The organism is Burkholderia sp. AU27893, assembly GCF_002223205.1.
Taxonomy (GTDB): Bacteria; Pseudomonadota; Gammaproteobacteria; order Burkholderiales; family Burkholderiaceae; genus Burkholderia.
In genome coordinates, this window is sequence record NZ_NKFD01000004.1 from 2,464,589 (window position 1) to 2,488,946 (window position 24,358).

Here is a 24,358-nt window from a genome sequence, read left to right on the forward strand (position 1 = left end):
CCTATGCCCGCGACGACTGCGTCGCCTGATTCGAATCGACGCCCGCCGACTGCGCCTTGCGCGGCAGCCGGTACGGCACGCGCGATGCGCCCTTCTGCCGGCGCTGCTGCGCGAGCCGCCGCCGCGCGCGGCGCTCCTGGCCGAAGCCCTGGCTGATCCGGTCGATCACGATCGCGAGAATCACGATCGCGAGGCCGGCCTGCGTGCCCTTGCCGACGTCGAGCGTCTGGATGCCCGCGAGCACGTCCTCGCCGAGCCCGCGCGAGCCGATCATCGACGCGATCACGACCATCGACAGCGCCATCATCGTCGTCTGGTTGATGCCGGCCATGATGCTCGGCCGCGCGAGCGGCAACTGCACGTTGACGAGCAGTTGCCAGCGCGTCGTGCCGAACGCGCGCGCGGCTTCCGTCACGTCCGGGTCGACCTGACGGATGCCGAGATCGGTCAGGCGGATCAGCGGCGGCAGCGCATAGATGATCGTCGCGAGGATCGCGGGCACCTTGCCGAGGCCGAACAGCATCAGCACCGGGATCAGGTACACGAAGCTCGGCAGCGTCTGCATCACGTCGAGCACCGGCAGCAGCATCCGGCGCAGCCACGCGCTGCGCGACGCGAGGATGCCGACCGGCACGCCGATCGCGACCGACAGCACCGTCGCGACGAGCATCAGCGCGAGCGTCTGCATCAGCTTGTCCCACAGGCCGAAGCAGCCGATCGCATACAGCAGCAGCATGAAGAGCACGCCGAGGCCGATGCGGCGCGTCGCGTTCCACGCGATCGCGCCGACGACCAGCAGCACGAGCCACGGCGGCGCCACGCGCAGCGCGCCTTCGAGCGGCACGAGCAGGTAGCGCAGCACCAGCACGCTGAAGTGATGGAAGCCGTCGCCGTATTGCGCGACGAACGTCTCGAGCGCGCTGTTCACCCAGTCGGCGATCGACAGGTGCAGAAAGAAGCCGTTCATTTGATTCTCCGTCGCGCCGCGAAGGCGCGTGACGGCGGCGACGGGCGCGGGCCCGCCGCCGCGCGCAGGTTACGCGCCCTTCAGGCTGCCGGCGATCTTCTGCGCGACGTCGGCCGGCACCCACTGCTTCCACATGTCCTGGCGGGTCTTCAGGAACTGCGTGGCCATCGCCGCGCCGTCGATCTTCTTCGTGGTCATCTCGAGGATCGTCTGGTTCAGGAAGTCCATCGGGAAACGCACCTTGCCGAACACGCCGACGAGATCGGGGTTCGCATCGCCGAACGGCTTCGACACGCCGACCGTCAGCCGCGACACCATGTACGACGACGCGCACTGGTGCGTGCTGCTCTCGTCGCGCAACGTCTTCCAGCATGCTTCGTTATAGGCCGGCATCTTCAGCGCGGTGAACTTGTATTTCGCCATCAGCGCGGCCGGGCCCCAGTAATAGAACACGATCGGCGCGCCGCGCTGGTACGCGGACGCGATCGCCGCGTCGAGCGCCGCGCCCGTGCCCGGATGGAAGTTCGTGTACGACTGGTCGAGCTTCAGTACGCGCAAGAGGCGCGTGTTCACGCGCTCGCAGTCCCAGCCCGTCGGGCAGTTCAGGAAGCGGCCCTTGTCCGGTTCCTCCTCGTCGGCGAACACCTGCTTGTACTTCGGCAGATCGTCGACCGACACGAGCCCCGGCGCGACCGGCTTGATGTTGCGCGCCGGATCGCCCTTCACCACGTAGTCGGGCACGAACCAGCCTTCCGTCGTGCCGCCCGGCAGCGTGTCGCCGATCAGCTTCACGGCGCCCGACGAGACGGCCTTCGCGGTGATCTCGCTGCGCCCCGTCCACTGCTCGGCCCAGATCTGCAGGTCGTTGCGCGCGAGCGCCGTTTCTGTGGCAGCCGTGCTGCCCGGCACGACGTCCGTCTTGCAGCCGTAGCCCTTCTCCATGATCTGCCGCAGCACTTCGGTCGCGAACGACCCGCTTTCCCACGTGATGCCCGCGAAATGGACCGTCTTGCCGTCGGTGCACGCGCCGCCGGCCGCGTGGGCGGCAGGCGCGGACAGGATCGCCGCGGCGGCGAGAAGGACCGTCTTCAGTCGTCGAATCTGCATGGTGGGTCGTCTCCAAATCGAATCTGTTGTTTGTGCGTCGCGGCATGCGCGGCGACCGGCGAAGCGTGAACGCATCCACGTCCGGTCAGCCTGCATGTTTCCGCCGCCAATTTGTTTAGGGAAACGAGTAATTCCGATCATTGCAATCGGCGGCGCCAATCGATCCTCCGGCACCCCTGCCAGGCCCGCCGGACGGGCCCTTCAGCTGATTTTCCGAGTCCGTTCAAGGCCCGGCGCGGGCTATGTCGCCCCCACGTTCGGCCGTTGCTCGGCCGGCGTTGCAGCGCGGCACGGCGCCCCCGTTTCGACTGCCGAAACCGGCGGTCGCGACCCCATTGGCGAACCCGATCCCATCCATCGAAATTACTCGCTTTCGGTTCCTGGCCGGCTTGGGAAGAATGCGCGGTGTCATCGGAGGAGACACGACCCGACGCTGCCGGTTGCCGCGCCGCCGCGCGTTGCGCGAACCGGCGCCGCACGCGTTGCACCGGGTCGCCCCGGATGACGGGGAGCGCCACGCCGGGCGCGCTCACGACAACCGATACCAGCTGGATATCACGGAGATCTCTCAATGAAAAAGACCCTGACGGCGCTCGCCGTAACGGCAACCTTCGCGGCCCCCGTGTTCGCGCAAAGCAGCGTCACGCTGTACGGCGTGATCGACGAAGGCCTGAACTACACGAACAACGTCGGCACCGGCCACGTCTACGAGATGGCGAGCGGCTACGCGCAGGGCAGCCGCTGGGGCCTGAAGGGCAGCGAGGATCTCGGCGGCGGCATGAAGGCGATCTTCCAGCTCGAAAACGGCTTCGACGTGAACAGCGGCCGGCTCAACCAGGGCGGCCGCATGTTCGGCCGCCAGGCCTACGTCGGCCTGAGCCAGGCGCAGTACGGCACGCTGACGTTCGGCCGCCAGTACGACTCCGTCGTCGACTATCTCGCGCCGACCACGGCCAACGGCAACTGGGGCGGCTACCTGCTCGCGCACCCGTTCGACAACGACAACACCGACAACTCGTTCCGCCTCGACAACACGGTGAAGTACGCGAGCCCGAACTTCGGCGGCTTCCAGTTCGGCGGTGCATACAGCTTCAGCAACAGCACGAACTTCTCGGACAACCGCGCGTACAGCTTCGGCGCGCAGTACCAGAACAACGGCCTGCTGATCGGCGCCGCGTACCTGCAGGCGAACCGTCCGGGCGACGGCTCGGCCGGCGCGATCACCGCGAACGACGCGAGCTACATCGCCGAGCGCATGCGCGTGTTCGGCGCGGGCATCAACTACACGTTCGGCCAGGCGACGGTCGGCTTCGCGTACACGAACTCGAACTACAAGAACCCGACCGGCAACGGCTACCTCGGCACGCCGGGCGCGATCATCGCCCCGGGCGCGACGGTCAGCGCGATCAAGTACCAGAACTTCGAGGTGAACGGTTCGTACCAGGTCACGCCGGCGTTCATGGTCGGCGCGCAGTACGTGCTGTCGCTCGAGAAGTACGACGCATCGACCGGCAACGCGAAGCCGAAGATCCACTCGGCCGGGCTGATGGCCGACTACAACCTGTCGAAGCGCACCGACGTGTACGTGCAGGCCGCGTACCAGCACATCGCCGGCGACAAGACGAACTCGATCCTCGACAACGCGTTCATCCCCGGTACCGACGCGCCGTCGTCGACGTCGAACCAGGTGGCCGTGCGCGTCGCGCTGCGCCACAAGTTCTGATGTAACGCGGTTCTCCGTTCTTCACGCGACACCCGCGCGGGTCTGCCCGAGGTGTCTTTGCCCGCCCGCAAGCGCCAGCCTGCCGGCGGGTTTTTTCGTGGTTCGTCGCCGCTTTGCGGCGCGCGTGCGCGACAGCGGCTGCCCCGTCGAACCGGACCCACGCGTTCGACGGCCTCGCGACAATCCACGACAATCGCTTTCAGCCTTTCATGTCCGTCGGTGCCGGTCTCGATCCGATGCCCGGCCGATACGTTCGCAGGGCTTGCGCTCCCCATGCGGCAGCGCACCCCGCGCCGCGTTCGGATCGATCGCAGCCATGCCGCCTGCGGGATGGAAGACGTTCGCGCTTGCGCATTGCTCACAATAGTTTGCAATTCCACGTCAAGCCGGTCGATATGATCTGCCTGTCACCAGCGGGGCGGTATCGGCATCGGCAATCAGACGGCTACGCGCCGCAAAGAGCCCAAACGGCTCGACTAACACCACGCATCGGGGGCTACGGCAATGGACGGCAACGAAAATCAAAAAACGCACGGCGATGCGGGCTTCTGGCGACGCACTGCCGCCTTCTCGATCGATTCAATCCTTCTCGGCCTGATTGGGCTCGCGATCGCGATCGGGTTCTTCGATGCCCTTTCGACGATTGGCGAATGGGGAAGGCTGATCGGCTTCCTGATAGGGTCCATCTACTTTGGCCTGCTCGAGGGCGGGCATCGGCACCAATCGCTCGGCAAGCGGGTGATGAATATCCGTGTTGCTGATAGCGCCACCCCCGACGGCTCCGGTCCCGGGTACGTTCGCGCCTGGGCACGGTACGCGCTGATCGCCGTTCCGGTGACACTCGGCGGCATCAGCTTCATCGACCTGCCCGCGCTTCACGATCCAGGCATGGAATGGCTCGCCACGGCAAACGGCATGATCGTGTTCTTCTGGGGCCTGGCATTGCTGTATCTGTTCGTTTTCAACAGGCCGAGCCGCCAGTCCGTACAGGATCTGCTCACCGCCAGCAGGGTCGTGCATGTCGCGGCGCCCGTCGAGGATGCCGCGCCGGTTGGCCGGAAGCACTGGGCGATCCTGGCCGTCCTTGGCCTGCTTCTGTTGGTCGGCAGTCGTTTTGCCACAACGCGGCTGATCGATGACGATCGCATGGCCGATATCCACCAGATCCAGCGTGCGGCATCCACCGTTCCGGGCGTGGTCCAGAGCGGTGTCTGGATGAGCAACATGCGCATGGTCGGCGCGGCGGGCCAACCACCGAAAGCGATCGCCACCATCACCGTGCTCACGAGCACGCCGGCGCTGATGAACAAGGTCGGGGCGACCGCTGTCGCGCACGCAGCGCTTGCCTCATCGGCCTGGCTGCGAAGACAGGATCTCGTCAACGTGGTGAGTGTCCGCGCGGTCAATCTCGGCATTGCGACGTGGCGAACCCAGTTTTTCATGGGTCGGTCGCCTGCGGAATGGACCGCGATGGCCGGCACCGGGTCGACGTGAGGAAGCAAAAATGAGTGACATCGGCATCGACCTGCCGCTCTGGATCGTCCCGGTCATTTACGGCGCCATCTACTGGCCATTGACGCTTTTTTTCGGGGCCCTCTGCCTGTATGTCGGCGTGATGCACCTGCGCGGCATCGGTCGAATCGCCTTCATCGTCATCGCGCTCCCGCTCATCGCCGTTGCGTGCCTCGGGATCTACTACGCGATCGCCGGATATTGAGCAGCGGCGCATTGCATGCGCGACCGCACGATATCCGCGAAGATCCGGGCGCGATCCCGTCAACGCGGCTCGTGATGCGCCGGCCCGTCCCGTCAACCATGACAGGTCGACAGCCGGCCATCCGTCGATACACTGTGCGCCACCCCACCCGAAGGAGTGTCACTTGAAGCACTGGCGCCGCGCGCTGTTCACTTTCGCCGCCGGCCTCCTGGCCGCCGCGACTTCCGATGCCCGCCCGATCTGCACCGTCGTCGCCGACGCCGCCACCGGCCAGCTGCTCGTGCAGCAAGGCGACTGCGCGACCCGCGTGACGCCGGCGTCGACGTTCAAGGTCGCCATCAGCCTGATGGGCTTCGATGCGGGCGTCCTGAAAGACGAATACACCCCGACGCTCGACTTCCACGCCGGCTACCCCGACTGGGGCGGCGCGCCGTGGCGCGCGCCGACCGATCCTGCGCGCTGGATGAAGCTGTCGGTCTTCTGGTACTCGCAGCAGGTCACGCAGGCGCTCGGGCAAGCGCGCTTCCAGCAATACACGACCGCATTCGGCTACGGCAATGAGAGCGCGACCCGTCCGACGGGCGAACTGAACGGTGTGATGGGCGCGTGGGTCAACGCGTCGCTGCGCATCTCGCCGCTCGAGCAGGTCGACTTCATGCGCAAGATCGCGAACCGGACGCTGCCCGTCAGCGCGCACGCGTACGACATGACCGAGCGCATCACGCTGATCGACACGCAACCCGACGGCTGGATCGTGCATGGCAAGACGGGCACCGGGTCGCCGGGGCGCAAGTACGATGCGTCGCACGCGTACGGCTGGTTCGTCGGCTGGGCGGCCAAGGGGCCGCGCAAGGTCGCGTTCGCATACCTGATCCAGGACGACGAGCGGCAGACGCCGAACGCCGGCCTGCGCGCACGCGATACGTTCCTGGCGACACTGCCGGCCCTCGCCGAACCGGGCAGTCCGCAATGAGCACCGGCCCGCGCAACGCGCGGATCGACCTGCTGCGCGGCGTGTCGATCGTGCTCGTCCTGCTGCATCACTTCAACATCCCCTACTCGCTGCGCGACACGTCGCTCGCACGCGTATTCGGTTGGGATGTCGTGCATGCGATCGCGCGCAACGGCAACTACGGCGTGACGATGTTCTTCGTGATCTCCGGCTACCTGATCACGTCGAATGCGCGCCGCCGCTGGGGCAGCCTCGGCGCGGTCGACGTGCGTGCGTTCTACGTGTCGCGTCTCGCGCGCATCGTCCCGTGCCTGCTCCTGCTGCTCGCGCTCGTCAACGGCCTCGCGGCGGCCGGCGTGCCGATCTTCCAGAACCATGCGCCCGAGGGCATCGCCGTGTCATTCTGGCTCGTGAACCTCGCATCGCTGACGTTCTGGATGAACGTGCTGATCGGCGCGTACGGGTGGGTCAACTACGCGCTCGGCGTGCTGTGGTCGCTGTCGGTCGAAGAGGTGTTCTACCTGTCGTTTCCGCTGCTGTGCATCGCGTTGCGCCGCGATGCGCGGCTCGTCGCGTTCTGGGTGGTCATCGCCGCGATCGGGCCCGTGTACCGCTTCACGCATGCCGGAGACGAAGGCGGGTTCCTCTACGCGTACTTCGCGTCGTTCGACGGGATCGCGATCGGCTGCTGCACCGCGCTGCTGGCCGAGCGCGTGAACGGGCAGCGGCTGGCCGCGCCGCTCGTGCAGTGGCCCGTCGCGGCGGCGATGGCCGCGCTGTATCTGGCGTGGCCGATCGCGCAAAGCCATGTCGCCGGCGTCACCGCGATGGCGCTCGGCACGGCCGTGCTGCTGATCGGCGCGCACGTCAACGGCGAACGCGTGCAGGGCCAGCTGCTCGCGCCGCTGGGCCGCGCCGGCAAGCTCAGCTACGAGTTGTACCTGTTCCACCTGATCGTGCTCGGCGCGCTGCGCACGGTCTGGCCGCCGTCGGCCACGCACGGCGACACGAAGCTGCTGTTGCTGATTGCGTATCTGGTGTTGTCGGCGGCGCTGAGCGCGGCGATCGCGCGCGGCTATGCGGCACCGCTCGACCGCTTCGTCAAGCGGGTCGCGTCGCGGCCTTCAGCGCGCGTGCCGGACGGTGCGCGCTTCTAGCGTGTCATCGGCAATGGCTGCCGCGTAGGCGCAAAAAAATCGGCCAGGGCCCGGCCGTATCGCTTGACGATACCGGCCGGCCTGACCGCAAGCCCCGCGTACAGACGGTCGAAAGCGTCGATCAGTCGAGATAGTCCGCGTATTCCTTGCGCGTATAGCTGGCGAGCGTCTGCCACGGCAGCGTCTCGCGCCGCGCGGCCGGCGCCGGGGTCAGCGTCAGCTTGCGCACGACGCGGCCGTCGGCGCTCCGGAATTCGACCGACAGCGGCGCCTGCAGCTTCTCGCTCCACAGGATCCGGTTCACACCGCGCGCGCCCGGCGTGTCGACCGCCTGCTCGTACCAGCGGGTGCCGGGCGCGTCGCCGCGCTTCGCCACCGCGAGCCGCTTCAACTGCGACGGCGGCGTGACGTAGTACGCGTTGTCCCACGAGCCGTCGAAGCCCGTGGTTTCGTACTCGGCCGGCGGCACGCTGACGACCGTCCGGTTCGCCGCGTCCACGTACTCGATGCGCGCCGTCTTGCCGTCGTACGTCACGTGCCGCGCGGCCGCCTGGAAGTTGAAATGCTTGTGACCGGCCTGGGCGGCGTGCGCGGCGGCCGGCTGCACGCCGGTGCGACCGCCCGCGTCGTGGTCATGGTCGTGATCGTCGCCATGACCACCCGCCGCCGCGACGGGCAGCACGCGTTCGACCCACACGTGAGCGTCGCGCCGCACCATCCGTTCGCGATACATCGTCGTGCGCGTCACGCCATCGGCCGACACCGTGCGGCTCTCGTGCAGCAGCACCGCGTCGAGATCGGCCGCTGCAAGGGCCGGCAGCGCGACCCACCCGCAAGCGAGCGCGCAGAGTAGCTGACGTTTCATCGGGCGTTCCCGTTCCTCATGCCGTCAACGGATTCAGAAACCGAACGCCGAGCGCACGAGGCCGAACACCTTCGTGTTGTCGATCGTGCCCTTGAACGCCTTCGCGTCCGCGCCGTCGGCGAACAGCATCACGTCGCCGCCGCCGTGCGTCTCCGATCCCGCGCTGCCCATCCGCACGCCGACTTCCTGCAGATACGCTTCGTTCGTCGCGGTGGCCGAATCGACCGACGCACGCACGTTCGGCCGGTTCGCGCCGTTGCCGAACACGAGCGTCGTGTAGGTGTTGCCGTCGGCATCCTTGCTCGGCTGGCCGTCGCGATAGTTGCGGCTGATGTCGAGAATCGGGTTGCCGCGCTTCGAATAGCCGTTGATCGTCATCGTGTGGTCGTGGTCGGCCGTCACGACGATCAGCGTGTTCGACAGGTCGACCTTCGACAGCGCGACGCGAATCGCTTCGTCGAATGCCACCGTGTCCTCCAGCGCGCGCTTCGCGTTGGTGCCGTGCAGCGCGTGATCGATCCGGCCGCCCTCGACCATCAGGAAGTAGCCGTTCGAATTCTTCGACAGCACGTCGATCGCCTTCGACGTCATCTCGGCGAGGCTCGGCTGCGTCGGCCCTTCGCCCTTGCCCGCGACACGATCGAGTTCGTACTCGAGGTGGCTCGTCGAACTGAAGAGACCGACCAGCTTGCCGTTGCCGGCCTGTGCGAGCTGATCGCGGGTCGCGACGACCGTGTAGCCCTTCGCCTTCATCTCGCCCAGCAGATTGCGCCCGTCCGCGCGGCCGCGCTTGTTCGCCACCGGATCGAACGGCGTCCAGTGGTTGCGCCCGCCGCCCATCAGCACGTCGACGCCGTCGCCGAGCGCCGCGTTGTAGCCCGCGCCGCCCGGCGCCGCCTGCGCGGCGATGTCGTACTGCGCATCGCGATGGCAGATGTGCGAATAGGTCGCGGCGGGCGTCGCGTGCGTGAGCTCGGTCGTCGTGATCGCGCCCACCGCCTTGCCGCGCGCCTTCGCGAGTTCCAGCAGCGTCGCGACCGGCTGGCCGTTGCCCGGCGCGCAGTTGTTGACCGTCTTGTTGCCGTTGGCGTCATTGCCCGGCGCGACCGCGCGCGTGTCCGACGACATCGACAGCACTTCGTTGTTCATCTTCACGCCGGTCATGTACGCGGCCATCGACGGTGCGCTGTCGGTCGTCTGCGCGTCGTTCGAGAAGGTCTTGACGCGCGCGGTGCGGGCCAGCTTCTCCATCGTCAGTTGTCCCGACTCACCGACCTTGTAGATCCGGCTCGCCGTCACCGTCGTCGGCCCCATGCCGTCGCCGAGAAAGAAAATCACGTTCTTCGCCTGGCCGGCGGCCTGCGCCGCGCCACACGCGAAACCCGCGACGGCCAGCGCCGCCGCGATGCACTTGATGGTCGACATCCTGTATTCCCCTGTACCCGTATGGTCGGCGCTCACAGCTGCACCGCGTTGCGCACCAGCTCGAACACCTTGTTGTTCTCGATCACGCCGTGGAACGCATCCGCGCCGCGGCCGATCGCACCGAGGAACACATCGGTGCCGCCGTGCGTCTCGTTGCCCTTGTCCATGCGCACGACCGCCTCCTGGCGATAGTCGTCGGCGCCCGTCACCGCGTCGGTGAGCGCCGTGCCCGCGCGGCTGCCCTGCACGCGGTTCTCGCCGTTGCCGAAGCCGATGATCGTGTACGGCGCGCCGTCCGCATCCTTCGCGACCGAGCCGGTCTGGTAGCTGCGCAGCACGCCGAGCACGCCGGGCTTGCCCGCCTCGGTCTTGCCGGTGCGCGCCGCGTAGCCGTTCAGCACCAGCGTGTGGTCGTGATCGGCGGTGACGACGATCAGCGTGTTCTTCAGGTCGGGATCGGTCTTGCGCACCTTGTCGATCGTGGCCTTGATCGCGTTGTCGAACGCCACCGTGTCCTGCAGCGCGCGCTTCGCATTGGTGTCGTGCAGCGCGTGGTCGATCCGGCCGCCTTCGACCATCAGGAAATAGCCGTTCGGGTTCTTCTGCAGCACGTCGAGCGCGCGCGTCGCCATGTCGGTGAGACTCGGCTCCTTGGTCGCGCCGCGATCGAGGTCGTAGCTCATGTGGCTCGACGAGAACAGGCCGACCAGCTTGCCGCCCTTCGTCGCGTCGGCGGCCAGCAGGTCGTCGCGGTTCTGCGCGACCGCATAGCCCTTCGCCTTCAGCTCGTTGACCAGGTTGCGGCCGTCGGTGCGCTTGCCGCCGCCGTCCTTCGGCACGAAGAATTGCGTGCCGCCGCCGAGCACGACGTCGACGCCGTCGCCCAGCGCGCCGTTGTAGCCCGCGCCGCCCGGCACGAGCTGTGCGGCGATGTCGTTCTCGGCGTCGCGATGGCACACGTGCGCATACGTTGCGGCGGGCGTGGCGTGCGTGACGCGCGTGGTCGTCACGACACCGGTGGCCAGCCCCTGCGCCTTCGCGATCTCGAGCAGCGTCGTCGCCGATTTGCCGTTGTTCGCGCCGCAGTTGCCGGTGAGGCTCGCGGTCGGCTCGATCGCCTTCGTGTCGGGCGACATCGAGATCACTTCGTTGTTGGTCTTGACGCCGGTCATGTACGCCGACATCGACGGCGCGCTGTCCGTCACCTGCGCATCGTTGGAATAGGTCTTCACGAACGCGGTTTCCGGCAGCGTATCGATCGTGAGCGCGCCGTCTTCACCGACCGCGTAGATGCGTGCGGCCGTCAACGTCGTGATCCCCATGCCGTCGCCGAGGAAGAAGATCACGTTGCGCGCGGCCGCCTGCACGGGCGCGGGCGACGTGCTGCTGGTCGGGCCGTCGTCGCTGCCGCATCCGGCCAGTGCAAAGGCGCCCGCGCACAGCAGCGCCGCCAGTTTGATTCGATTCATGTTGCCCGCTCCCCCCGCCATTGATGCTTTCGAAATGAAAGGCGATGGTAGGAACCTGATGTGACGGCAATATGAAGGGTGATTGGAAGGATGCGAAGGGCTTATGAAAGTAGAAGGCGAGGCGCCACCGTCGAGCGCCCCGTGTGAAGCCGTGTCATTCCGCGTGTTCGGCGGTAGCGCTGCGCACGGTCACGATGCGCGCCGGCGGTATGTTTGCCCACACGATCCGGCTGCCGCAGGCCACAAATGCCGAATCGCCGAGCGGATGACGGCCGGGCGGCCGCAGGTCGTATGTGAACTGGATCATCACGCCGTCGGCGGACAGCACGCGATGACACTGATCGACGATCGCCGCCACGTCCGGGCGCGGCAGCGTGCGCAGCGGCAGGCACGACACGATCGCATCGACGCGCGCATCGGGCGGCAGCAGCCGCTCGAGCTGCCGTGCGTCGCCCGACACGATCGAGATGCCCGGAAAGCGTCGCCGCAGATGCTGGACGAACGCCGGCGAACGCTCGACCACGACGAGCCGCCGCGGCGCGACACCGCGTTCGAGCAACGCCGCGGTAATCGCGCCGGTGCCGCCGCCGAGCTCGACGACCAGCCCGTCGCCGTCCGGCACCGCGTCGGCCATCTCGCGCGCCAGCTGCCGCGAACTCGGGCACAACGCACCCACCGCGGCCGGACGGCCGACCCACTCGCGCACGAACAGTGCCGAGACACGCCACGCGTTCGGCCACATCATCGGCGGGCCTCCGGCGCTTGCGCGGCCAGCGGCGGCGTGCCGATGACCGCGCGGAACGGGGCTACGGCGACACGGGTTGGGTTCATGCGCATCCTCCTCCTAAGCGAATCGGTCCGTCGCTGTACACGCGACGTGTCAATCGATTCTAGGAAACGCAAACTTAAGCTGACGTGAAGATTGACCCTGATTTGCCTGATCAATTCGTGCCGGATCAGCTGGCACGCGCCCGGTCAGCGGTCGATGCGCTGCTGGAAATGCGCGGGATAGCGCTCGCCGACGATCCCGATTTGCTGCAGTGCGGTCTCGATCGCGGCGAGATCGCCGACGGTCGGCATGCCCGTTCGCTCAGCGCGTCGCGCGCATCAGGATATTCGCGAACGGCAGGCCTTCGTCGTCCTCGTCGCGCCGCGAAATTTCGTCGAAGCCGAGCCGCGTGTAAAACGCATGGGCATCGCGATTGTCGGCATACACCTCCAGATCGAGCGTGCCCTTGAGCGCGAGCGCATGCTCGACCAGCGCGCGGCCGATCCCATGGCCGTGCACCGCCGGCGCGACGAACAATCCGCCGATCGATGCCGGCCGGTTCGCCGCCACGACACGCGACCCAGGTTTCCGCCTCGGGTAGATAAACCTGTTCGATCAGCGTGCGCTGCTCGCGCAGCCGCGCCTCGCCGAGAAACGGATGCGCGAGCAGCGATGCGTCGAACCAGATGGCCGACAGCGTGCGCAGGTCGGATGCCTCGTAGGCGCGAATCTCGATTGCCATGTTGCTTGTGTTGTTCAATGCGTGCTGCGAAGACGAACGCTCACCCGCACGCTCATCGATGCGTCACGCCGCGCGCGCTGCCCACAGCATCGCGCGCGGCACCGCATTACCGCAGGTTGGTTCTCGCCAGCTCGACGATCTCGTCGCCGCGACCGCTCAAGATCGCGCGCAGCATGAACAGGCTGAAGCCCTTCGCATGCGCGAGTTCGATCTTCGGCGGCATCGCGAGCTCGTACTTCGACGTGACGACGTCGACGACCGCCGGCCCGTCATGCGCGAACGCCATGCGCAGCGCTTCCTCGACGTTCTCCGAATGCTCGACGCGCACGCTGAAGATGCCCGCGCCCTTCGCGATCGCCGCGAAGTCGGTCGGGCTCAGGTCGACGTTCGTGTCGAGATAGCCGGCCGCCTTCAGCTCCATCGACACGAAGCCGAGCAGGCTGTTGTTGTACACGACGATCTTGATCGGCAGCTTGAGCTGGCGCGCGGTCAGCAGATCGCCGAGCAGCATCGACAGGCCGCCGTCGCCCGACAACGACACCACCTGCCGCCCTGGATGCGCGCCCTGCGCGCCGAGCGCCTGCGGCATCGCGTTCGCCATCGACCCGTGATTGAACGAGCCGTGCAGTTGCCGCTTGCCGTTCATCGTCAGGTAGCGCGCGGCCCACAGCGTCGGCGTGCCGACGTCGGCCGTGAAGATCGCGTCTTCCGCGGCGACTTCGTCGACGATCTTCGTCAGGTATTGCGGATGGATCGCGCGGCCCGGCGGCTCGGCCACCGCGAGATCGTCGAGCCCCTTGCGCGCCGCCGCGTAGTGCTTCAACGCATTCTCGAGGAAACGCCGCTGCGTCTTGCGCGTCAAGCGCGACAGCAGCGCCGCGATCGTTTCCTTCACGGTGCCGACGAGGCCGAGCGCGAGCGGCGCGCGATGGCCGAGTTGCGAGCCCTTCCAGTCGATCTGCGCAATCTTCGCGTTCGACGGATAGAACGGCCGGTACGGGAAATCCGTGCCGAGCATCAGCAGCGTGTCGCACGATTCCATCGCGTGATAACCCGAGCTGAAGCCGATCAGCCCCGTCATCCCGACGTCGAACGGGTTGTCCCATTCGACGAACTGCTTGCCGCGCAGCGCATGCACGACCGGCGCGCCGAGCGTGTCGGCCAGCGCGACCACCTCGTCGTGCGCGCCCTGCGTGCCGCTGCCGCACAGCAGCGTGACCGCGTCGGACGCATTGAGCAGCGCCGCGAGCCGGTCGAGATCGGCATCGGCCGGCAGGATCGCCGGCGGTGCCGCTTCGCTCCAGGCGGGCGCCTCTTCCGGGCCGTCGCCGAGTGCGATGTCGCCCGGCAGCACGATCACCGCGACGCCCCGCTCGTCGATCGCGGTGCGCATCGCGCGGGCGAGCACGCGCGGGAACTGCGACGCGTTCGTCACGAGCTCCGCGAAATGGCTGCATTCGCGGAACAGTTCCTGCGGATGGGTTTCCTGGAAGTAGCCGAGCCCGATTTCGGTCGACGGAATGTGCGCGGCGATCGCGAGCACCGGCTGATGATTGCGGTGGCAGTCGTAGAGGCCGTTGATCAGGTGCAGGTTGCCGGGGCCGCAGCTGCCCGCGCATACCGCGAGCCGCCCGGTCGACGCGGCATCCGCGCCGGCCGCGAACGCGGCGCTTTCCTCGTGCCGCGTATGCATCCAGCGGATCGAGCCGATCTGGCTCAGGCTGAACGACAGGCCGTTCAGGCTGTCGCCCGTCACGCCCCAGATGCGCTCGACGCCTGCTGCCGCCAGCGTCTTCGCCAGGTATTCCGCCATCGTCTGTTTGGCCATGCTGTCCTCGCTCGTTGATGGGTCGTCACATGAATGAATCGGCTGCGGTGGCCACCTGCGCCACCGAACGGACGAGCATACGCGATCGTTTCGCGCCGCGTCGTGAAGGTGCAATGCTGCTGCGCGCGTGGCGTTCGGTCCCTTTCGGCCGCGTCGGGTGGTTGTCACGCAAGCGACACGGACAACCGTCCGGGATCGGATGCGACATCCGTCACCGGCGTGCAACCCGCCCTCGTCACAGCCCCAGGAACTCGAACGGCTGCGACTCGACGAACGCGCCGGTCGCGTCCCCCGCGAACGTGTGATCCTGGTTCGGCCCGAGATCGAGCTTCTTCACCTTGCCGGTGGCCGCGGAAAAATCGATCTTCTTCAGGTCGACCCAGAACGTGTTCGGCGTCAGCGCCGATTCGAAGAAATACAGCTTGCGCTGGTGGTCGTACACGGTGCGCCAGCGGGTCGACGAAATCTCCGGCTGGTCCGGCGTCGACAGGCCATACGGCACCGACACGTTGCGAATCACGCCGAACACGCTCGCGAGCGTGCGGTTCGGCTCGCCCCGCTTCGGAATCGCGTTGACGTAGAACGACGCGCGCGCGAACCGGTCGGCCGCGCGGTTGGTCCCCGGCAACATGACCGTGCCGCCGATCTGCTTCCAGTACGCATCGAGCGCGAGCTGCTGGTCGTAGGTCGGCGAATTCGTCATCACCTGATACTGCCGGCCGTGATGGATCACCTGCCGCCCGCCGATGTACTCGACGATCGCGCTGTCGCCGGACGCGTCCGACAGCGACAGGTGCAGCGTGGCCAGGCGCTCCTCGCCCGGCACCTTGTCGGTGACGATCGTGAACGGCTGCTGCTCGAGTGCCGCGACGGCCTCCGCAACCGTCGCGTAGTTGTCCAGCACGAACTGCGCCCACGCGGCGATCGTCAGGCCCGGCTTGCTGCCGGCGTCGAACGCCGGATATTGCGACTCCGTCAGCCACAGCGCGTTCGCGACGAGCCCCGCCTCGTTCGCGCCGTCGGTGGTCGACACGTCGTAGCCCGTCGCGACGACCGAGCCGTATTTCGACGTCCAGCGGATCGAGTTCGGGCCGGCCTTGCCGTCGCGATGCATCCCGCGCGGCAGAATGTAGAGGTTGGTGCCGATGTCGGCCTTCCAGTCCATCGACCGTGCGGTGATCACGTTGCCGCCTTCACCGAGATAGACGAGACGCGTGCATGCATCGACGGCAGGCGCGGCGATCGACAGCGCGGCGGCCAGCCCGGCCGCGCTCAGCGCGCGCACCGCAAAACCGGAACGAACGGAAACCATGTGGTGAGCCCTCGTATCGGAAATCGTGCAGCCGCCGGGCGGCAGACCGCACCGTGCGGGGCGACTCGGCCGGACGATCGAGCGCCTCTCGCGGGTTGTTGGACAGGCATCATCGGCGCAGCAACCGGCAACGTCAAGCCGGCCGCGGCCCGGGACCGCGCGCACCGCGCCGCACCCGGCCTGCCGCACGCCGCCGCGCGTTCACAACGGCAGCGCATGCGTCGAAAGAATCTCCTTGAGCACCATGAACGAACGCACCTGCCGCACCCCCGGCAGGTACAGCAGCTGTTCGGCGTGCAGCCGGTTGAAGCTGTCGTTGTCACGCGTGCGCACCAGCATGAAGTAGTCGAACTCGCCGGTCACGACGTGGCATTCGACGCACCCCGACACCTTCTGCGCGGCCTGCTCGAACGCGGCGAACGCTTCCGGCGTCGAGCGGTCGAGCACGAAGCCGATCACGACGAGCATCCCCGCGCCGAGCGGCTTCGGGTCGAGCAGCGCGACGATGCCACGGATCAGCCCCATGTCCTTCAACCGCTCGACGCGCCGCAGGCACGCCGGCGCGCTCAGCTTCACTTTCGCCGCGAGGCTCACGTTGGAAATCGACGCGTCCTGCTGCAGTTGCCGCAGGATCGCGCGGTCGATGCGGTCGAGCGCCGGTGCGGTGTCGGCCGGCAATGCGCGGCTTCGATCTAATTTCATTGCGTCATCCTCCTTTTCGGCGACTCCAGATTGCTTATCGCGTTCTCATATCGTCGATAACGTAGGTCGTCGCAATTGATTTCGCAAGCTCATTTCTCGCGCTTCCGCCTACCATTTTTCTCGTCGGTACCCGGCCAGCCGGCCGCGCCCGAACGATCCGATTTCCCGCCTTGTCCACTGCTTTCCGGAGCCCGCCGATGAACCTGCAACGTTTCTCCCGTTATCCGCTCACGTTCGGCCCGACGCCGATCCAGCCGCTCAGGCGCCTGAGCGAACATCTCGGCGGCAAGGTCGAGCTGTATGCGAAGCGCGAGGACTGCAACAGCGGCCTCGCGTTCGGCGGCAACAAGACGCGCAAGCTCGAATACCTCGTCCCCGATGCGCTCGCGCAGGGCGCGGATACGCTCGTGTCGATCGGCGGCGTGCAGTCGAACCAGACGCGCCAGGTCGCGGCCGTCGCCGCGCATCTCGGGATGAAATGCGTGCTCGTGCAGGAGCACTGGGTCAACTACGAGGATCCGGTGTACGACCGGGTCGGCAACATCCAGCTGTCGCGCATGATGGGCGCGGACGTGCGGCTCGTGTCCGACGGCTTCGACATCGGCATTCGCCGCAGCTGGGAAGAAGCGATGGAGAGCGTGCGGCAGGCGGGCGGCAAGCCTTACCCGATTCCGGCCGGCTGTTCCGAGCATCCGCTCGGCGGGCTCGGCTTCGTCGGCTTCGCGGAAGAAGTGCGTGCGCAGGAGGCGCAACTCGGCTTCAAGTTCGACTACATCGTCGTGTGCTCGGTCACGGGCAGCACCCAGGCGGGAATGGTCGTCGGCTTCGCGGCCGACGGGCGCGCCGACCGCGTGATCGGGATCGACGCGTCAGCCACGCCGGAGCGCACGCACGAGCAGATCACGCGCATCGCGCGGCACACCGCGGACCTCGTGGATCTCGGCCGGCCGATCACCGCGGCGGACGTCGTGCTCGACACGCGCTACGCCGGCCCCGAATACGGGCTGCCGAACGACGGCACGCTCGAAGCGATCCGCCTGTGCGCGCGGCTCGAAGGCATGCTGACCGATCCGGTATACGAAGGGAAGTCGATGCACGGGATGATCGACAAGGTCCGGCTCGGCGAATTCGAACCGGGGTCGAAGGTGCTGTACGCGCATCTCGGCGGCGTGCCGGCGTTGAGCGCATACAGCGAAATCTTCCGGAACGGGTGACAACGTCGGCCGGGGCCGCGACACACGCCGACCGCACCGGTTCCGGGTTTCCGTCGAACCGGTGCGACACGCGCCCGGTTCGACTTTGCACGCGGCCTAGCGCAGTTGCTTCATCTCGATGTCGCCGTAATAGATCGTCCGCTCGGTCACGTCGGACGGGCGGGTCTTCCACCACCATTTGTAGAGGCCGAGCTTGAAGTAGGCGTCGCGGTCGCCCGGATAGGCATTGGGAACGCCCGCGACGTGCACGACGCGATTGCCGTTCCGGTACACCTCGGTCAGCGCGTCGGCGCCGCTGCCATCCGGCCGGTACCGCAACACCCACGATACCGGCTGCCCCTTGTCCGCCGCCGGGTCGCCGAACGCGAACGACTGGCTCGGCGTGCCCGGCGCACCGCGCACGTCCACTTCGTATTTCCCGTCGTTCAGCAGCAGCGCGAACGGCGGCGACCCGTCGCTGCCGCCCTGGTGCAGTTGCGCGACGAGTTCGGGCTGCCGGGAATCGAACCGGTAATCGGCAGGGATCTCCGTCGACCAGCTCACTTCATAGTCGTGGCCGTTGATGAAGCGAAACACCGGGGCGAAACTGACCTCCGAGCGCGGCGTCCCGCTCGCCACGCCGCTGAAGTCCTGCGAGCGGCGCATCGTCACCTTCAGCAATGCGCCGCGAATGCCGGCAATCGTGATGTTCTGCGGCGCCGGCTCCTGCAGCCGAAGCCGCGGATCGATCCCGCTCGCCCAGTCCGATCGATAGAACGCCATTTCGTTGCGCGCGCCGCTTTCCGGGCTCGCCTGACACACAGATGCCGCGAACATGCACGCGGCGACCACTGCTCTACTGCGCATTGCCTCCTCCCATTCGCCGGAACGACCGGCACACGAACGCATAAGCCAGCATCGCAAGAAACCGGGTGTTGGTCGACAGATAGCGCTTCCACATCCTCCCCGGTTCCTGGATCACGCGGAACGCCCATTCCAGGCCGCTGCGCTGCATCCACGGCGGCGCCCGCTTCACCTTCCCCGCCACCACGTCGAACGTCCCGCCGACACCCATCACGAAATCGACGCCCAGCTGCGATTTCCAGCGATTGATGAAGTTCTCCTTGTACGGCGACGTGATCGCGACGAACAGCAGCCGTGCGCCCGAGCGGCGGATATCGTCCACGACCGCCTGTTCGTCATCCTGAAAATAGCCATGGTGATACCCGGCAATCGGCAATCGCGGATAGCGCGCGGCGGCCACCTCGACTACCTGCTCCACGACCGCCTGCGTCGCGCCGAGCAGATAGACCGGCAGCCCTTTCGTTGCGGCCAGCGCCAGCAGCCGCTCGAAGAGATCGACGCCCGCGACGCGCTCCGGCACCGGGATGCCGAGCAACCGTGCGCCCCAGACCACCCCCATGCCGTCGACGTTGACGATGTCGCATTCCCGGACCGACGCGGCAAGCGCCGCATCGCGCTGCAGGTTGACGATCTTCGCGACGTTGACGACGACATGCTGCGTGAAGCGCCGCGCCTCCACTCTCGCGTCGATCCAGTCCACCGTCTCGTCCATCGACACCAGATGGATCGGACATGAAAAGAATTCAGCCTGGTTCATTGCGTGACCTCGCCATCAGGTTTGTCGGAATCCGCACCCTCGCCGACGAATCGGGACGGCCGATGAAGCGATGCATACAACGTCTTCAACTTCGCCGATACCTCCGCGGAAAAATAGCCGAGCGCTGCCAGCCGCGCACGCCCGTCGGATCGCGTGCCATTCTTCAGCACGTCGGCGAGCTCGTGGGTGAGGCGGCCTGCGTCGTGGTCGAACACCACCATGCCCGGCGACAGCCCGTCGAGCAGGTGCCGCACGTTGCCGACATCGACCGACACGACCGGCAGGCCGAGCGCCATCGCTTCCTTCACCGATTGCGGCGATCCTTCCCGGGTCGACGTCATCAGCAGGCATGCGGCGCGCGCGAGCAGGTCGCGCACCTCGCCGCGGTCGAGACCGTCGATGTGCCGCTCCTGCACCTCGATGCCGTGCTGCGCCGAAAGCTGCCGCAACACCTGCGCAAACAGCGGATAGTTCTTTTCCGGCCGCTTCGGCGACGACGGGAAGACGACGATCGGCGCCGTGGATTCCGTGCGTGCATCGTCGCGATGCGCGAAAAAAACCGTCTCGTCGACGGCACACGGAATCGTCTCGCAGCGGCGCCGCCGCCCGCGCAGGCGCGCCGAAATTTCCGCGCTCACACCGATGCACGCATGCGCGAAGCAGGCCATCGATTTCGACACCGCGCGCATCCACAGCGGGCCGAGGATGTCCGTGCCGTGGAACGTGATGACGACCCGTGCCCGCGTGAACAACCGCACCAGCGGCGCGGAGCACGCGCTCAGGCCGAAGTGGTAATGCACGACGTCGTACCGGCCCGCTCGGGCCGCCTTCCAGACGTGCCCGATCGATCGCAGGTACTCGCGCCTGTCGCGATACCCTTCGATGACGAGCACGTCGACCGTGCAGCCGCCGGAACGCCGCAGCGCCTCGACCTGCTCGGTGACGAACACGCCTTGCCACGGGCTCGCGCGATTGCTGCCGAGATACATGTTCGTGACGACGAGAATTTTCATGAGCGGACCTCCATCGCACCGCCGCGAGACGCCGGGGCGGCGCCCGGCCGCCCCCAGGAAAACGCGTACATGGCCAGCAGCGCGGAAAACACGTAAGACGGCGACACCAACGCCATCGAGAAGATGTTGTCGAAGCAGAACGCGCCGACGATGTAGAACCAGACGGCCGGCTTGCGCCGCCGCTGTCCGTAGAACAGCACGAAACCCAGCCATGCGATCGCGCCGAATACGCCCATCTCGACGAACAGGTGCGGATAGAACGTGTCGGTGGTCTTCAACAGCCCGCCGAGCCCGTACCAGTCGAAGTGATAGGCCTGGTAAAGCGGCGACGAGAAGCGCACCGACGCGGGGCCGCCGAAGCTGCCGAGCCCTTCGCCGAGCAGGTTGCCGTCGAGGATCGACTCGACCATCACGCGATAGGATTCGGCGCGCGCCGAATTGCCGGCGACGACGTAGAACAGGATCTTCGCCATCCCGACCTTAAACAGCGAATCGAGCATGCCGATCGCCATCAGCACGAGCATCGTGCCCGCGATCCCGGCGGCAACCAGCCACGCGCGAACATCCCTGACGTTTCTCACGAACGGATAGAACGCCAGCGCCGCGAACAGCTTGAACGAGAAGCCGAGCAGCCCGAAGAACAGGAAGCCCCACGATGCGATCGCCGCGCGACGGCCGCTCCAGTACCAGCGGCACAGCAGGAACGCACAGAAATTGATGAAACTGAATTCGGAAAAGAACCCCATCCACCCCTGCGCGCGCAGGAACAGGCCCGAATCGATCCGCACCGGCATGAACAGCGGCAACCCGGTTGCATAAGACACGTAGAAATACAGCTGGAACAGATCGTTGCTCACGACCACGGCGATGAAGGTCTTGACCAGCACGTCGAGCCGGTCGCGGTACGGGAAGATCGCCACCGTGATCGCGACCGGGAAGAGGAAGCGGACGAGTTCCTCGATCCCCGCGCGTGCGTCGAACGTCAACAGCATCCCGATGCAGAGCGACACGGCGATCGGCAGCGCGACGCCGGCGAGCCGGTGCACGCGCGGACGCAGCAGGATCGCCGCGAACACCAGGCCGAACGCGCCCATCTTCACGAGCGGCGAACGATCGTCGTCGAGCGTGAGCAGCGTGTCGCTCACACAGAACAGCACGAACGCGAGCGCCAGCAGGCCGGCGCCGAGACTGGCCACCCGCGATCGACGGCACGGCACGCCCGCCGCTGTGCGAATCGTCGCGCTCATGGCCGCGCTCCCGTCGCCGCCGGCACCGGCCGCCTCTCCGCCCGCGCCGCAGCCGCGATCGATTCCAGGTACGCAGCGCACACGCGGCGCGCCTGCATCGCGACGATCGCATTGCGGAGCAGCGTCACGCCCACCGCGGCCGCCAGCATGCAGAAGAACCCGGCTGCGCCGCCCACCGCGACACTGCCGCCGAGCAGCACGGCGAACAGCGCCGACGTGCCGATGTTGATGCGCGCGGTGGCCGCGCTCTGCTCGAACGCCATCATCACGTTGCTGCTCACGACGCCGAGCACGCCGGCCGCGCACTGGATCGCCAGCAGCGCGCCGCCCGCGAGCGCCAGGTACGCCCCGCTGCCGTTCAGCCCGTAGTGCCAGGTCAGCCCGGCCACCATCGCGAGGTTCGCGACGAGCACGACCAGGTTCGACAGGTCGATGTTGCGCCGCATCGCGCCCAACGTCGCATCGAGCGGCACCTGGTCCTTCTTCCGCTTCACGAGATCGGGCAACTGCGCGATCGAGATCGCGCGCGGCAGCAGGTTGCCGACCGCCGTCAACGACGAGAACAGCGACAGCATCCCCGCGAACGGCGCGCCGCACATCGCTTTCGCCGCCGGCACGATCGCGAGCGCGATGCCGCCGGACAGGAAATTGGTCAACCCGAACTGCAGCCCCTTCACATCGATGCGCATCGACACCGTGCGACGGGCGGGCGCACCGATCCCGACGAACATCGCGACGGCCACCGCGATCAGCGCGACGGCGAGACACAACGAAGCGGAATAGCCGAGCCGCGCGCCGGCCTGCAGCAGCGCGCACGATCCCGCGATCAGCACGCAGTCGAACGCGATCGTGATCCGGTAGCGGCGATACGACACGAAGAAATGCCGTGCGAGCTGATACACGGTCCAGCCCCACATCAGCGCGACCACCCCGCCGGCGTCGAACCCGACGAGACCGGACGCGGACACCAGCACGCACGCGAGCGTCGCGGCCACGGTCGTCCATCCCGCCATCGCCACCAGCGAATAGAACGCGCCACGAGCCGCCTGCGGCCCGTCGCTCGCCGGCACGCGCACCAGGATCAGCGTCGCCCAGCCGATGGCCGTGAAGAAGGCGATCATCTGCGCGATCGCCAGATTGGCCGCGGCGTGCCCGAGCGCGTCCAGCGAATAGATCCGCTGCACGACCCAGAACGTCAGCACCCGATAAAGGCCGGGCGCCCCGGTACAGACGAGCGCTTCAAGACGGCCCAGCAGCTTTCCGGCATCGGCGTTTCGCAACATGACGTTCGCGCCCGGGCCGTCAGCCGCGCGCCAGCACGCCGCGTGTGTCGATCACGACACGGGCTTGCAACCGCACCGGGTCCATGCGCCGGAAGGGCGCGTGATCGACGAGGATGACGATCACGTCGGCTTCGGCCAGCGCGGTGTTCAGGTCGCACAGCCGGGCCCCGCCTTCGAGCGACGCCGGCAACGCGGCGACGTTGGGCTCGACGACCAGCAGCGTCGCGTCGACGTGCTCGGCCAGCGCCGCGACGATCTCCATCGCCGGGCTTTCGCGCAGATCGTCGATATCCGCCTTGAACGCGAGACCGAGACACGCGATCACCGGCTCGCGGAACCGGCTCGCCGCCTGCCGCACGCGTTCGTACACGAAATGCGGCTTCGCGTCGTTCACGTTGCGCGCGGTGCGGATCAACCGTGCGTGCTCCGGCGCCGAATCGACGATGAACCACGGATCGACCGCGATGCAATGCCCGCCGACGCCCGGCCCCGGCTGCAGCACGCTGACGCGCGGATGGCGGTTCGCCAGCCGGATCAGCTCCCACACGTTGATGTCGAGCTGGTCGCAGATCACCGACAGCTCGTTCGCGAACGCGATGTTCACGTCGCGGAACGCGTTCTCGGTGAGCTTGCACATCTCCGCCGTGCGCACGTCGGTCAGGATGCATTCGCCGCGCACGAACACCGCGTACAGCGCCTGCGCACGCTCGCCGCACTTGCGTGTCATCCCGCCGATCACGCGGTCGTTCTCCACGAGTTCGCGCACCACATGGCCCGGCAGCACGCGTTCGGGGCAATGGGCGACACGGATGTCCGACCGCTCGCCGGCCTGTTGCGGGAACGTCAGGTCCGGGCGCTGCTCGGCGAGCCACGCGGCCATCCGCTCGGTCGCGCCGACCGGCGACGTCGACTCCAGCACCACCAGGTCGCCCTTCTTCAGCACCGGCGCGATCGACCGGCACGCGGCTTCGATATAGCTCAGGTCCGGTTTGTTGCCGTCGGCGAACGGCGTCGGCACCGCGATCAGGAACGCGTCGGCCGGCTCGGGCACCGTCGTCGCGCGCAGGTAGCCCTGCGTCACCGCCGCCTGCACGAGCATGTCCAGTTCGGGCTCGACGATATGGATCCGGCCGCGATTGATCGTGTCGACCGCGTGTTGCGACACGTCGACGCCGACCACGCGCTTGCGACGCGCGGCGAAGGCCGCTGCGGTGGGCAGGCCGATATAGCCCAGCCCGATGACGGAAACGGTTTCGAATGACATGA

Annotated in this window: 22 protein-coding genes; 6 read left to right on the forward strand and 16 right to left on the reverse strand. The window is 67.2% G+C overall.

The window, feature by feature from the left end; translation table 11 throughout:
- Position 1 precedes the first annotated feature (1 nt).
- Both CFB47_RS30965 and CFB47_RS30970 read right to left on the reverse strand, forming a co-directional pair.
- Positions 2-967, reverse strand: coding sequence for a proline/glycine betaine ABC transporter permease (locus tag CFB47_RS30965; protein ID WP_089443502.1), 966 nt, complete (start codon positions 965-967; stop codon positions 2-4).
- Between the two features lie 69 nt (positions 968-1,036).
- Positions 1,037-2,074: an ABC transporter substrate-binding protein gene (locus CFB47_RS30970; RefSeq protein ID WP_089457453.1), complete on the reverse strand. Its 1,038-nt coding sequence runs from the start codon at positions 2,072-2,074 to the stop codon at positions 1,037-1,039.
- Between the two features lie 571 nt (positions 2,075-2,645).
- Here CFB47_RS30970 and CFB47_RS30980 point away from each other — a divergent pair.
- The 5 genes from CFB47_RS30980 (at position 2,646) to CFB47_RS31000 (ending at position 7,623) form a co-directional block, all read left to right on the forward strand.
- A complete protein-coding gene (locus tag CFB47_RS30980) occupies positions 2,646-3,797 on the forward strand; it encodes a porin (protein ID WP_089457452.1) in 1,152 nt (383 codons plus the stop codon).
- A gap of 504 nt (positions 3,798-4,301) precedes the next feature.
- A complete protein-coding gene (locus CFB47_RS30985; protein ID WP_089463307.1) occupies positions 4,302-5,291 on the forward strand; it encodes an RDD family protein in 990 nt (329 codons plus the stop codon).
- Between the two features lie 10 nt (positions 5,292-5,301).
- Complete coding sequence (locus CFB47_RS30990) at positions 5,302-5,514, forward strand: hypothetical protein (protein ID WP_089463308.1); 213 nt, start codon at positions 5,302-5,304, stop codon at positions 5,512-5,514.
- Positions 5,515-5,677: 163 nt separating this feature from the next.
- Positions 5,678-6,487, forward strand: coding sequence for an OXA-1043 family class D beta-lactamase (gene blaOXA / locus CFB47_RS30995; RefSeq protein WP_089463309.1), 810 nt, complete (start codon positions 5,678-5,680; stop codon positions 6,485-6,487).
- Positions 6,484-7,623, forward strand: a complete 1,140-nt coding sequence (locus CFB47_RS31000; protein WP_089463310.1) for an acyltransferase — start codon at positions 6,484-6,486, stop codon at positions 7,621-7,623. Before blaOXA ends, CFB47_RS31000 begins: the two co-directional genes overlap by 4 nt.
- A gap of 121 nt (positions 7,624-7,744) precedes the next feature.
- Here the strand turns inward: CFB47_RS31000 and CFB47_RS31005 are convergent, their stop codons facing one another.
- From CFB47_RS31005 to CFB47_RS31040, 8 genes are all read right to left on the reverse strand, one after another.
- Positions 7,745-8,488: a hypothetical protein gene (locus tag CFB47_RS31005; protein ID WP_089463311.1), complete on the reverse strand. Its 744-nt coding sequence runs from the start codon at positions 8,486-8,488 to the stop codon at positions 7,745-7,747.
- 33 nt (positions 8,489-8,521) lie between these two features.
- Positions 8,522-9,913: an alkaline phosphatase gene (locus tag CFB47_RS31010; protein ID WP_089457449.1), complete on the reverse strand. Its 1,392-nt coding sequence runs from the start codon at positions 9,911-9,913 to the stop codon at positions 8,522-8,524.
- A 32-nt stretch (positions 9,914-9,945) separates the two neighbouring features.
- Positions 9,946-11,382, reverse strand: coding sequence for an alkaline phosphatase (locus tag CFB47_RS31015; protein ID WP_089463312.1), 1,437 nt, complete (start codon positions 11,380-11,382; stop codon positions 9,946-9,948).
- Between the two features lie 154 nt (positions 11,383-11,536).
- Positions 11,537-12,127 carry a class I SAM-dependent methyltransferase gene (locus CFB47_RS31020; RefSeq protein ID WP_089463313.1) on the reverse strand — a complete coding sequence of 197 codons (591 nt, stop codon included), beginning with the start codon at positions 12,125-12,127 and terminating at the stop codon, positions 11,537-11,539.
- A 345-nt stretch (positions 12,128-12,472) separates the two neighbouring features.
- The gene (locus tag CFB47_RS41870; protein WP_256946778.1) at positions 12,473-12,688 is read right to left on the reverse strand and encodes a GNAT family N-acetyltransferase; all 216 of its coding nucleotides are present in this window, start codon (positions 12,686-12,688) and stop codon (positions 12,473-12,475) included.
- A gap of 311 nt (positions 12,689-12,999) precedes the next feature.
- Positions 13,000-14,721 carry a ubiquinone-dependent pyruvate dehydrogenase gene (gene poxB, locus CFB47_RS31030; RefSeq protein ID WP_089463314.1) on the reverse strand — a complete coding sequence of 574 codons (1,722 nt, stop codon included), beginning with the start codon at positions 14,719-14,721 and terminating at the stop codon, positions 13,000-13,002.
- 235 nt (positions 14,722-14,956) lie between these two features.
- On the reverse strand, positions 14,957-16,033 hold the full coding sequence (locus tag CFB47_RS31035; protein WP_089463315.1) for a linear amide C-N hydrolase: 1,077 nt from the start codon (positions 16,031-16,033) through the stop codon (positions 14,957-14,959).
- 201 nt (positions 16,034-16,234) lie between these two features.
- On the reverse strand, positions 16,235-16,735 hold the full coding sequence (locus CFB47_RS31040; protein WP_089463316.1) for an Lrp/AsnC family transcriptional regulator: 501 nt from the start codon (positions 16,733-16,735) through the stop codon (positions 16,235-16,237).
- 197 nt (positions 16,736-16,932) lie between these two features.
- On the opposite strand from CFB47_RS31040, the gene CFB47_RS31045 reads away from it, so the two are divergent.
- On the forward strand, positions 16,933-17,949 hold the full coding sequence (locus CFB47_RS31045) for a 1-aminocyclopropane-1-carboxylate deaminase (protein ID WP_089463317.1): 1,017 nt from the start codon (positions 16,933-16,935) through the stop codon (positions 17,947-17,949).
- 96 nt (positions 17,950-18,045) lie between these two features.
- On the opposite strand, the gene CFB47_RS31050 is transcribed toward CFB47_RS31045, so the two are convergent.
- Genes CFB47_RS31050 through wecC form a run of 6 tightly spaced genes read right to left on the reverse strand, consistent with a single transcriptional unit; the run spans position 18,046 to position 24,356 of the window.
- On the reverse strand, positions 18,046-18,795 hold the full coding sequence (locus tag CFB47_RS31050; RefSeq protein WP_179259004.1) for a heparin lyase I family protein: 750 nt from the start codon (positions 18,793-18,795) through the stop codon (positions 18,046-18,048).
- Positions 18,785-19,549, reverse strand: a complete 765-nt coding sequence (locus tag CFB47_RS31055) for a WecB/TagA/CpsF family glycosyltransferase (protein WP_089463319.1) — start codon at positions 19,547-19,549, stop codon at positions 18,785-18,787. Before CFB47_RS31055 ends, CFB47_RS31050 begins: the two co-directional genes overlap by 11 nt.
- Complete coding sequence (locus CFB47_RS31060; protein WP_089463320.1) at positions 19,546-20,562, reverse strand: glycosyltransferase; 1,017 nt, start codon at positions 20,560-20,562, stop codon at positions 19,546-19,548. The genes CFB47_RS31055 and CFB47_RS31060 overlap by 4 nt, the downstream gene beginning before the upstream one ends.
- Positions 20,559-21,809 carry a hypothetical protein gene (locus CFB47_RS31065; protein ID WP_143330885.1) on the reverse strand — a complete coding sequence of 417 codons (1,251 nt, stop codon included), beginning with the start codon at positions 21,807-21,809 and terminating at the stop codon, positions 20,559-20,561. Before CFB47_RS31065 ends, CFB47_RS31060 begins: the two co-directional genes overlap by 4 nt.
- Positions 21,806-23,092, reverse strand: coding sequence for a hypothetical protein (locus CFB47_RS31070; RefSeq protein ID WP_143330886.1), 1,287 nt, complete (start codon positions 23,090-23,092; stop codon positions 21,806-21,808). Before CFB47_RS31070 ends, CFB47_RS31065 begins: the two co-directional genes overlap by 4 nt.
- A 19-nt stretch (positions 23,093-23,111) precedes the next feature.
- Positions 23,112-24,356 carry a UDP-N-acetyl-D-mannosamine dehydrogenase gene (wecC, locus tag CFB47_RS31075; protein ID WP_089463323.1) on the reverse strand — a complete coding sequence of 415 codons (1,245 nt, stop codon included), beginning with the start codon at positions 24,354-24,356 and terminating at the stop codon, positions 23,112-23,114.
- Between the last annotated feature and the right edge of the window lie 2 nt (positions 24,357-24,358).

Bases quoted from the DNA above. Each gene is read 5' to 3' on its own strand.
- CFB47_RS30965 (WP_089443502.1), bottom strand. From the start codon at position 967: ATGAACGGCTTCTTTCTGCACCTGTCGATCGCCGACTGGGTGAACAGC.
- CFB47_RS30970 (WP_089457453.1), bottom strand. From the start codon at position 2,074: ATGCAGATTCGACGACTGAAGACGGTCCTTCTCGCCGCCGCGGCGATC.
- CFB47_RS30980 (WP_089457452.1), top strand. From the start codon at position 2,646: ATGAAAAAGACCCTGACGGCGCTCGCCGTAACGGCAACCTTCGCGGCC.
- CFB47_RS30985 (WP_089463307.1), top strand. From the start codon at position 4,302: ATGGACGGCAACGAAAATCAAAAAACGCACGGCGATGCGGGCTTCTGG.
- CFB47_RS30990 (WP_089463308.1), top strand. From the start codon at position 5,302: ATGAGTGACATCGGCATCGACCTGCCGCTCTGGATCGTCCCGGTCATT.
- CFB47_RS31000 (WP_089463310.1), top strand. From the start codon at position 6,484: ATGAGCACCGGCCCGCGCAACGCGCGGATCGACCTGCTGCGCGGCGTG.
- CFB47_RS31005 (WP_089463311.1), bottom strand. From the start codon at position 8,488: ATGAAACGTCAGCTACTCTGCGCGCTCGCTTGCGGGTGGGTCGCGCTG.
- CFB47_RS31010 (WP_089457449.1), bottom strand. From the start codon at position 9,913: ATGTCGACCATCAAGTGCATCGCGGCGGCGCTGGCCGTCGCGGGTTTC.
- CFB47_RS31015 (WP_089463312.1), bottom strand. From the start codon at position 11,382: ATGAATCGAATCAAACTGGCGGCGCTGCTGTGCGCGGGCGCCTTTGCA.
- CFB47_RS31020 (WP_089463313.1), bottom strand. From the start codon at position 12,127: ATGATGTGGCCGAACGCGTGGCGTGTCTCGGCACTGTTCGTGCGCGAG.
- poxB (WP_089463314.1), bottom strand. From the start codon at position 14,721: ATGGCCAAACAGACGATGGCGGAATACCTGGCGAAGACGCTGGCGGCA.
- CFB47_RS31035 (WP_089463315.1), bottom strand. From the start codon at position 16,033: ATGGTTTCCGTTCGTTCCGGTTTTGCGGTGCGCGCGCTGAGCGCGGCC.
- CFB47_RS31040 (WP_089463316.1), bottom strand. From the start codon at position 16,735: ATGAAATTAGATCGAAGCCGCGCATTGCCGGCCGACACCGCACCGGCG.
- CFB47_RS31045 (WP_089463317.1), top strand. From the start codon at position 16,933: ATGAACCTGCAACGTTTCTCCCGTTATCCGCTCACGTTCGGCCCGACG.
- CFB47_RS31050 (WP_179259004.1), bottom strand. From the start codon at position 18,795: ATGCGCAGTAGAGCAGTGGTCGCCGCGTGCATGTTCGCGGCATCTGTG.
- CFB47_RS31055 (WP_089463319.1), bottom strand. From the start codon at position 19,549: ATGAACCAGGCTGAATTCTTTTCATGTCCGATCCATCTGGTGTCGATG.
- CFB47_RS31060 (WP_089463320.1), bottom strand. From the start codon at position 20,562: ATGAAAATTCTCGTCGTCACGAACATGTATCTCGGCAGCAATCGCGCG.
- CFB47_RS31065 (WP_143330885.1), bottom strand. From the start codon at position 21,809: ATGAGCGCGACGATTCGCACAGCGGCGGGCGTGCCGTGCCGTCGATCG.
- CFB47_RS31070 (WP_143330886.1), bottom strand. From the start codon at position 23,092: ATGTTGCGAAACGCCGATGCCGGAAAGCTGCTGGGCCGTCTTGAAGCG.
- wecC (WP_089463323.1), bottom strand. From the start codon at position 24,356: ATGTCATTCGAAACCGTTTCCGTCATCGGGCTGGGCTATATCGGCCTG.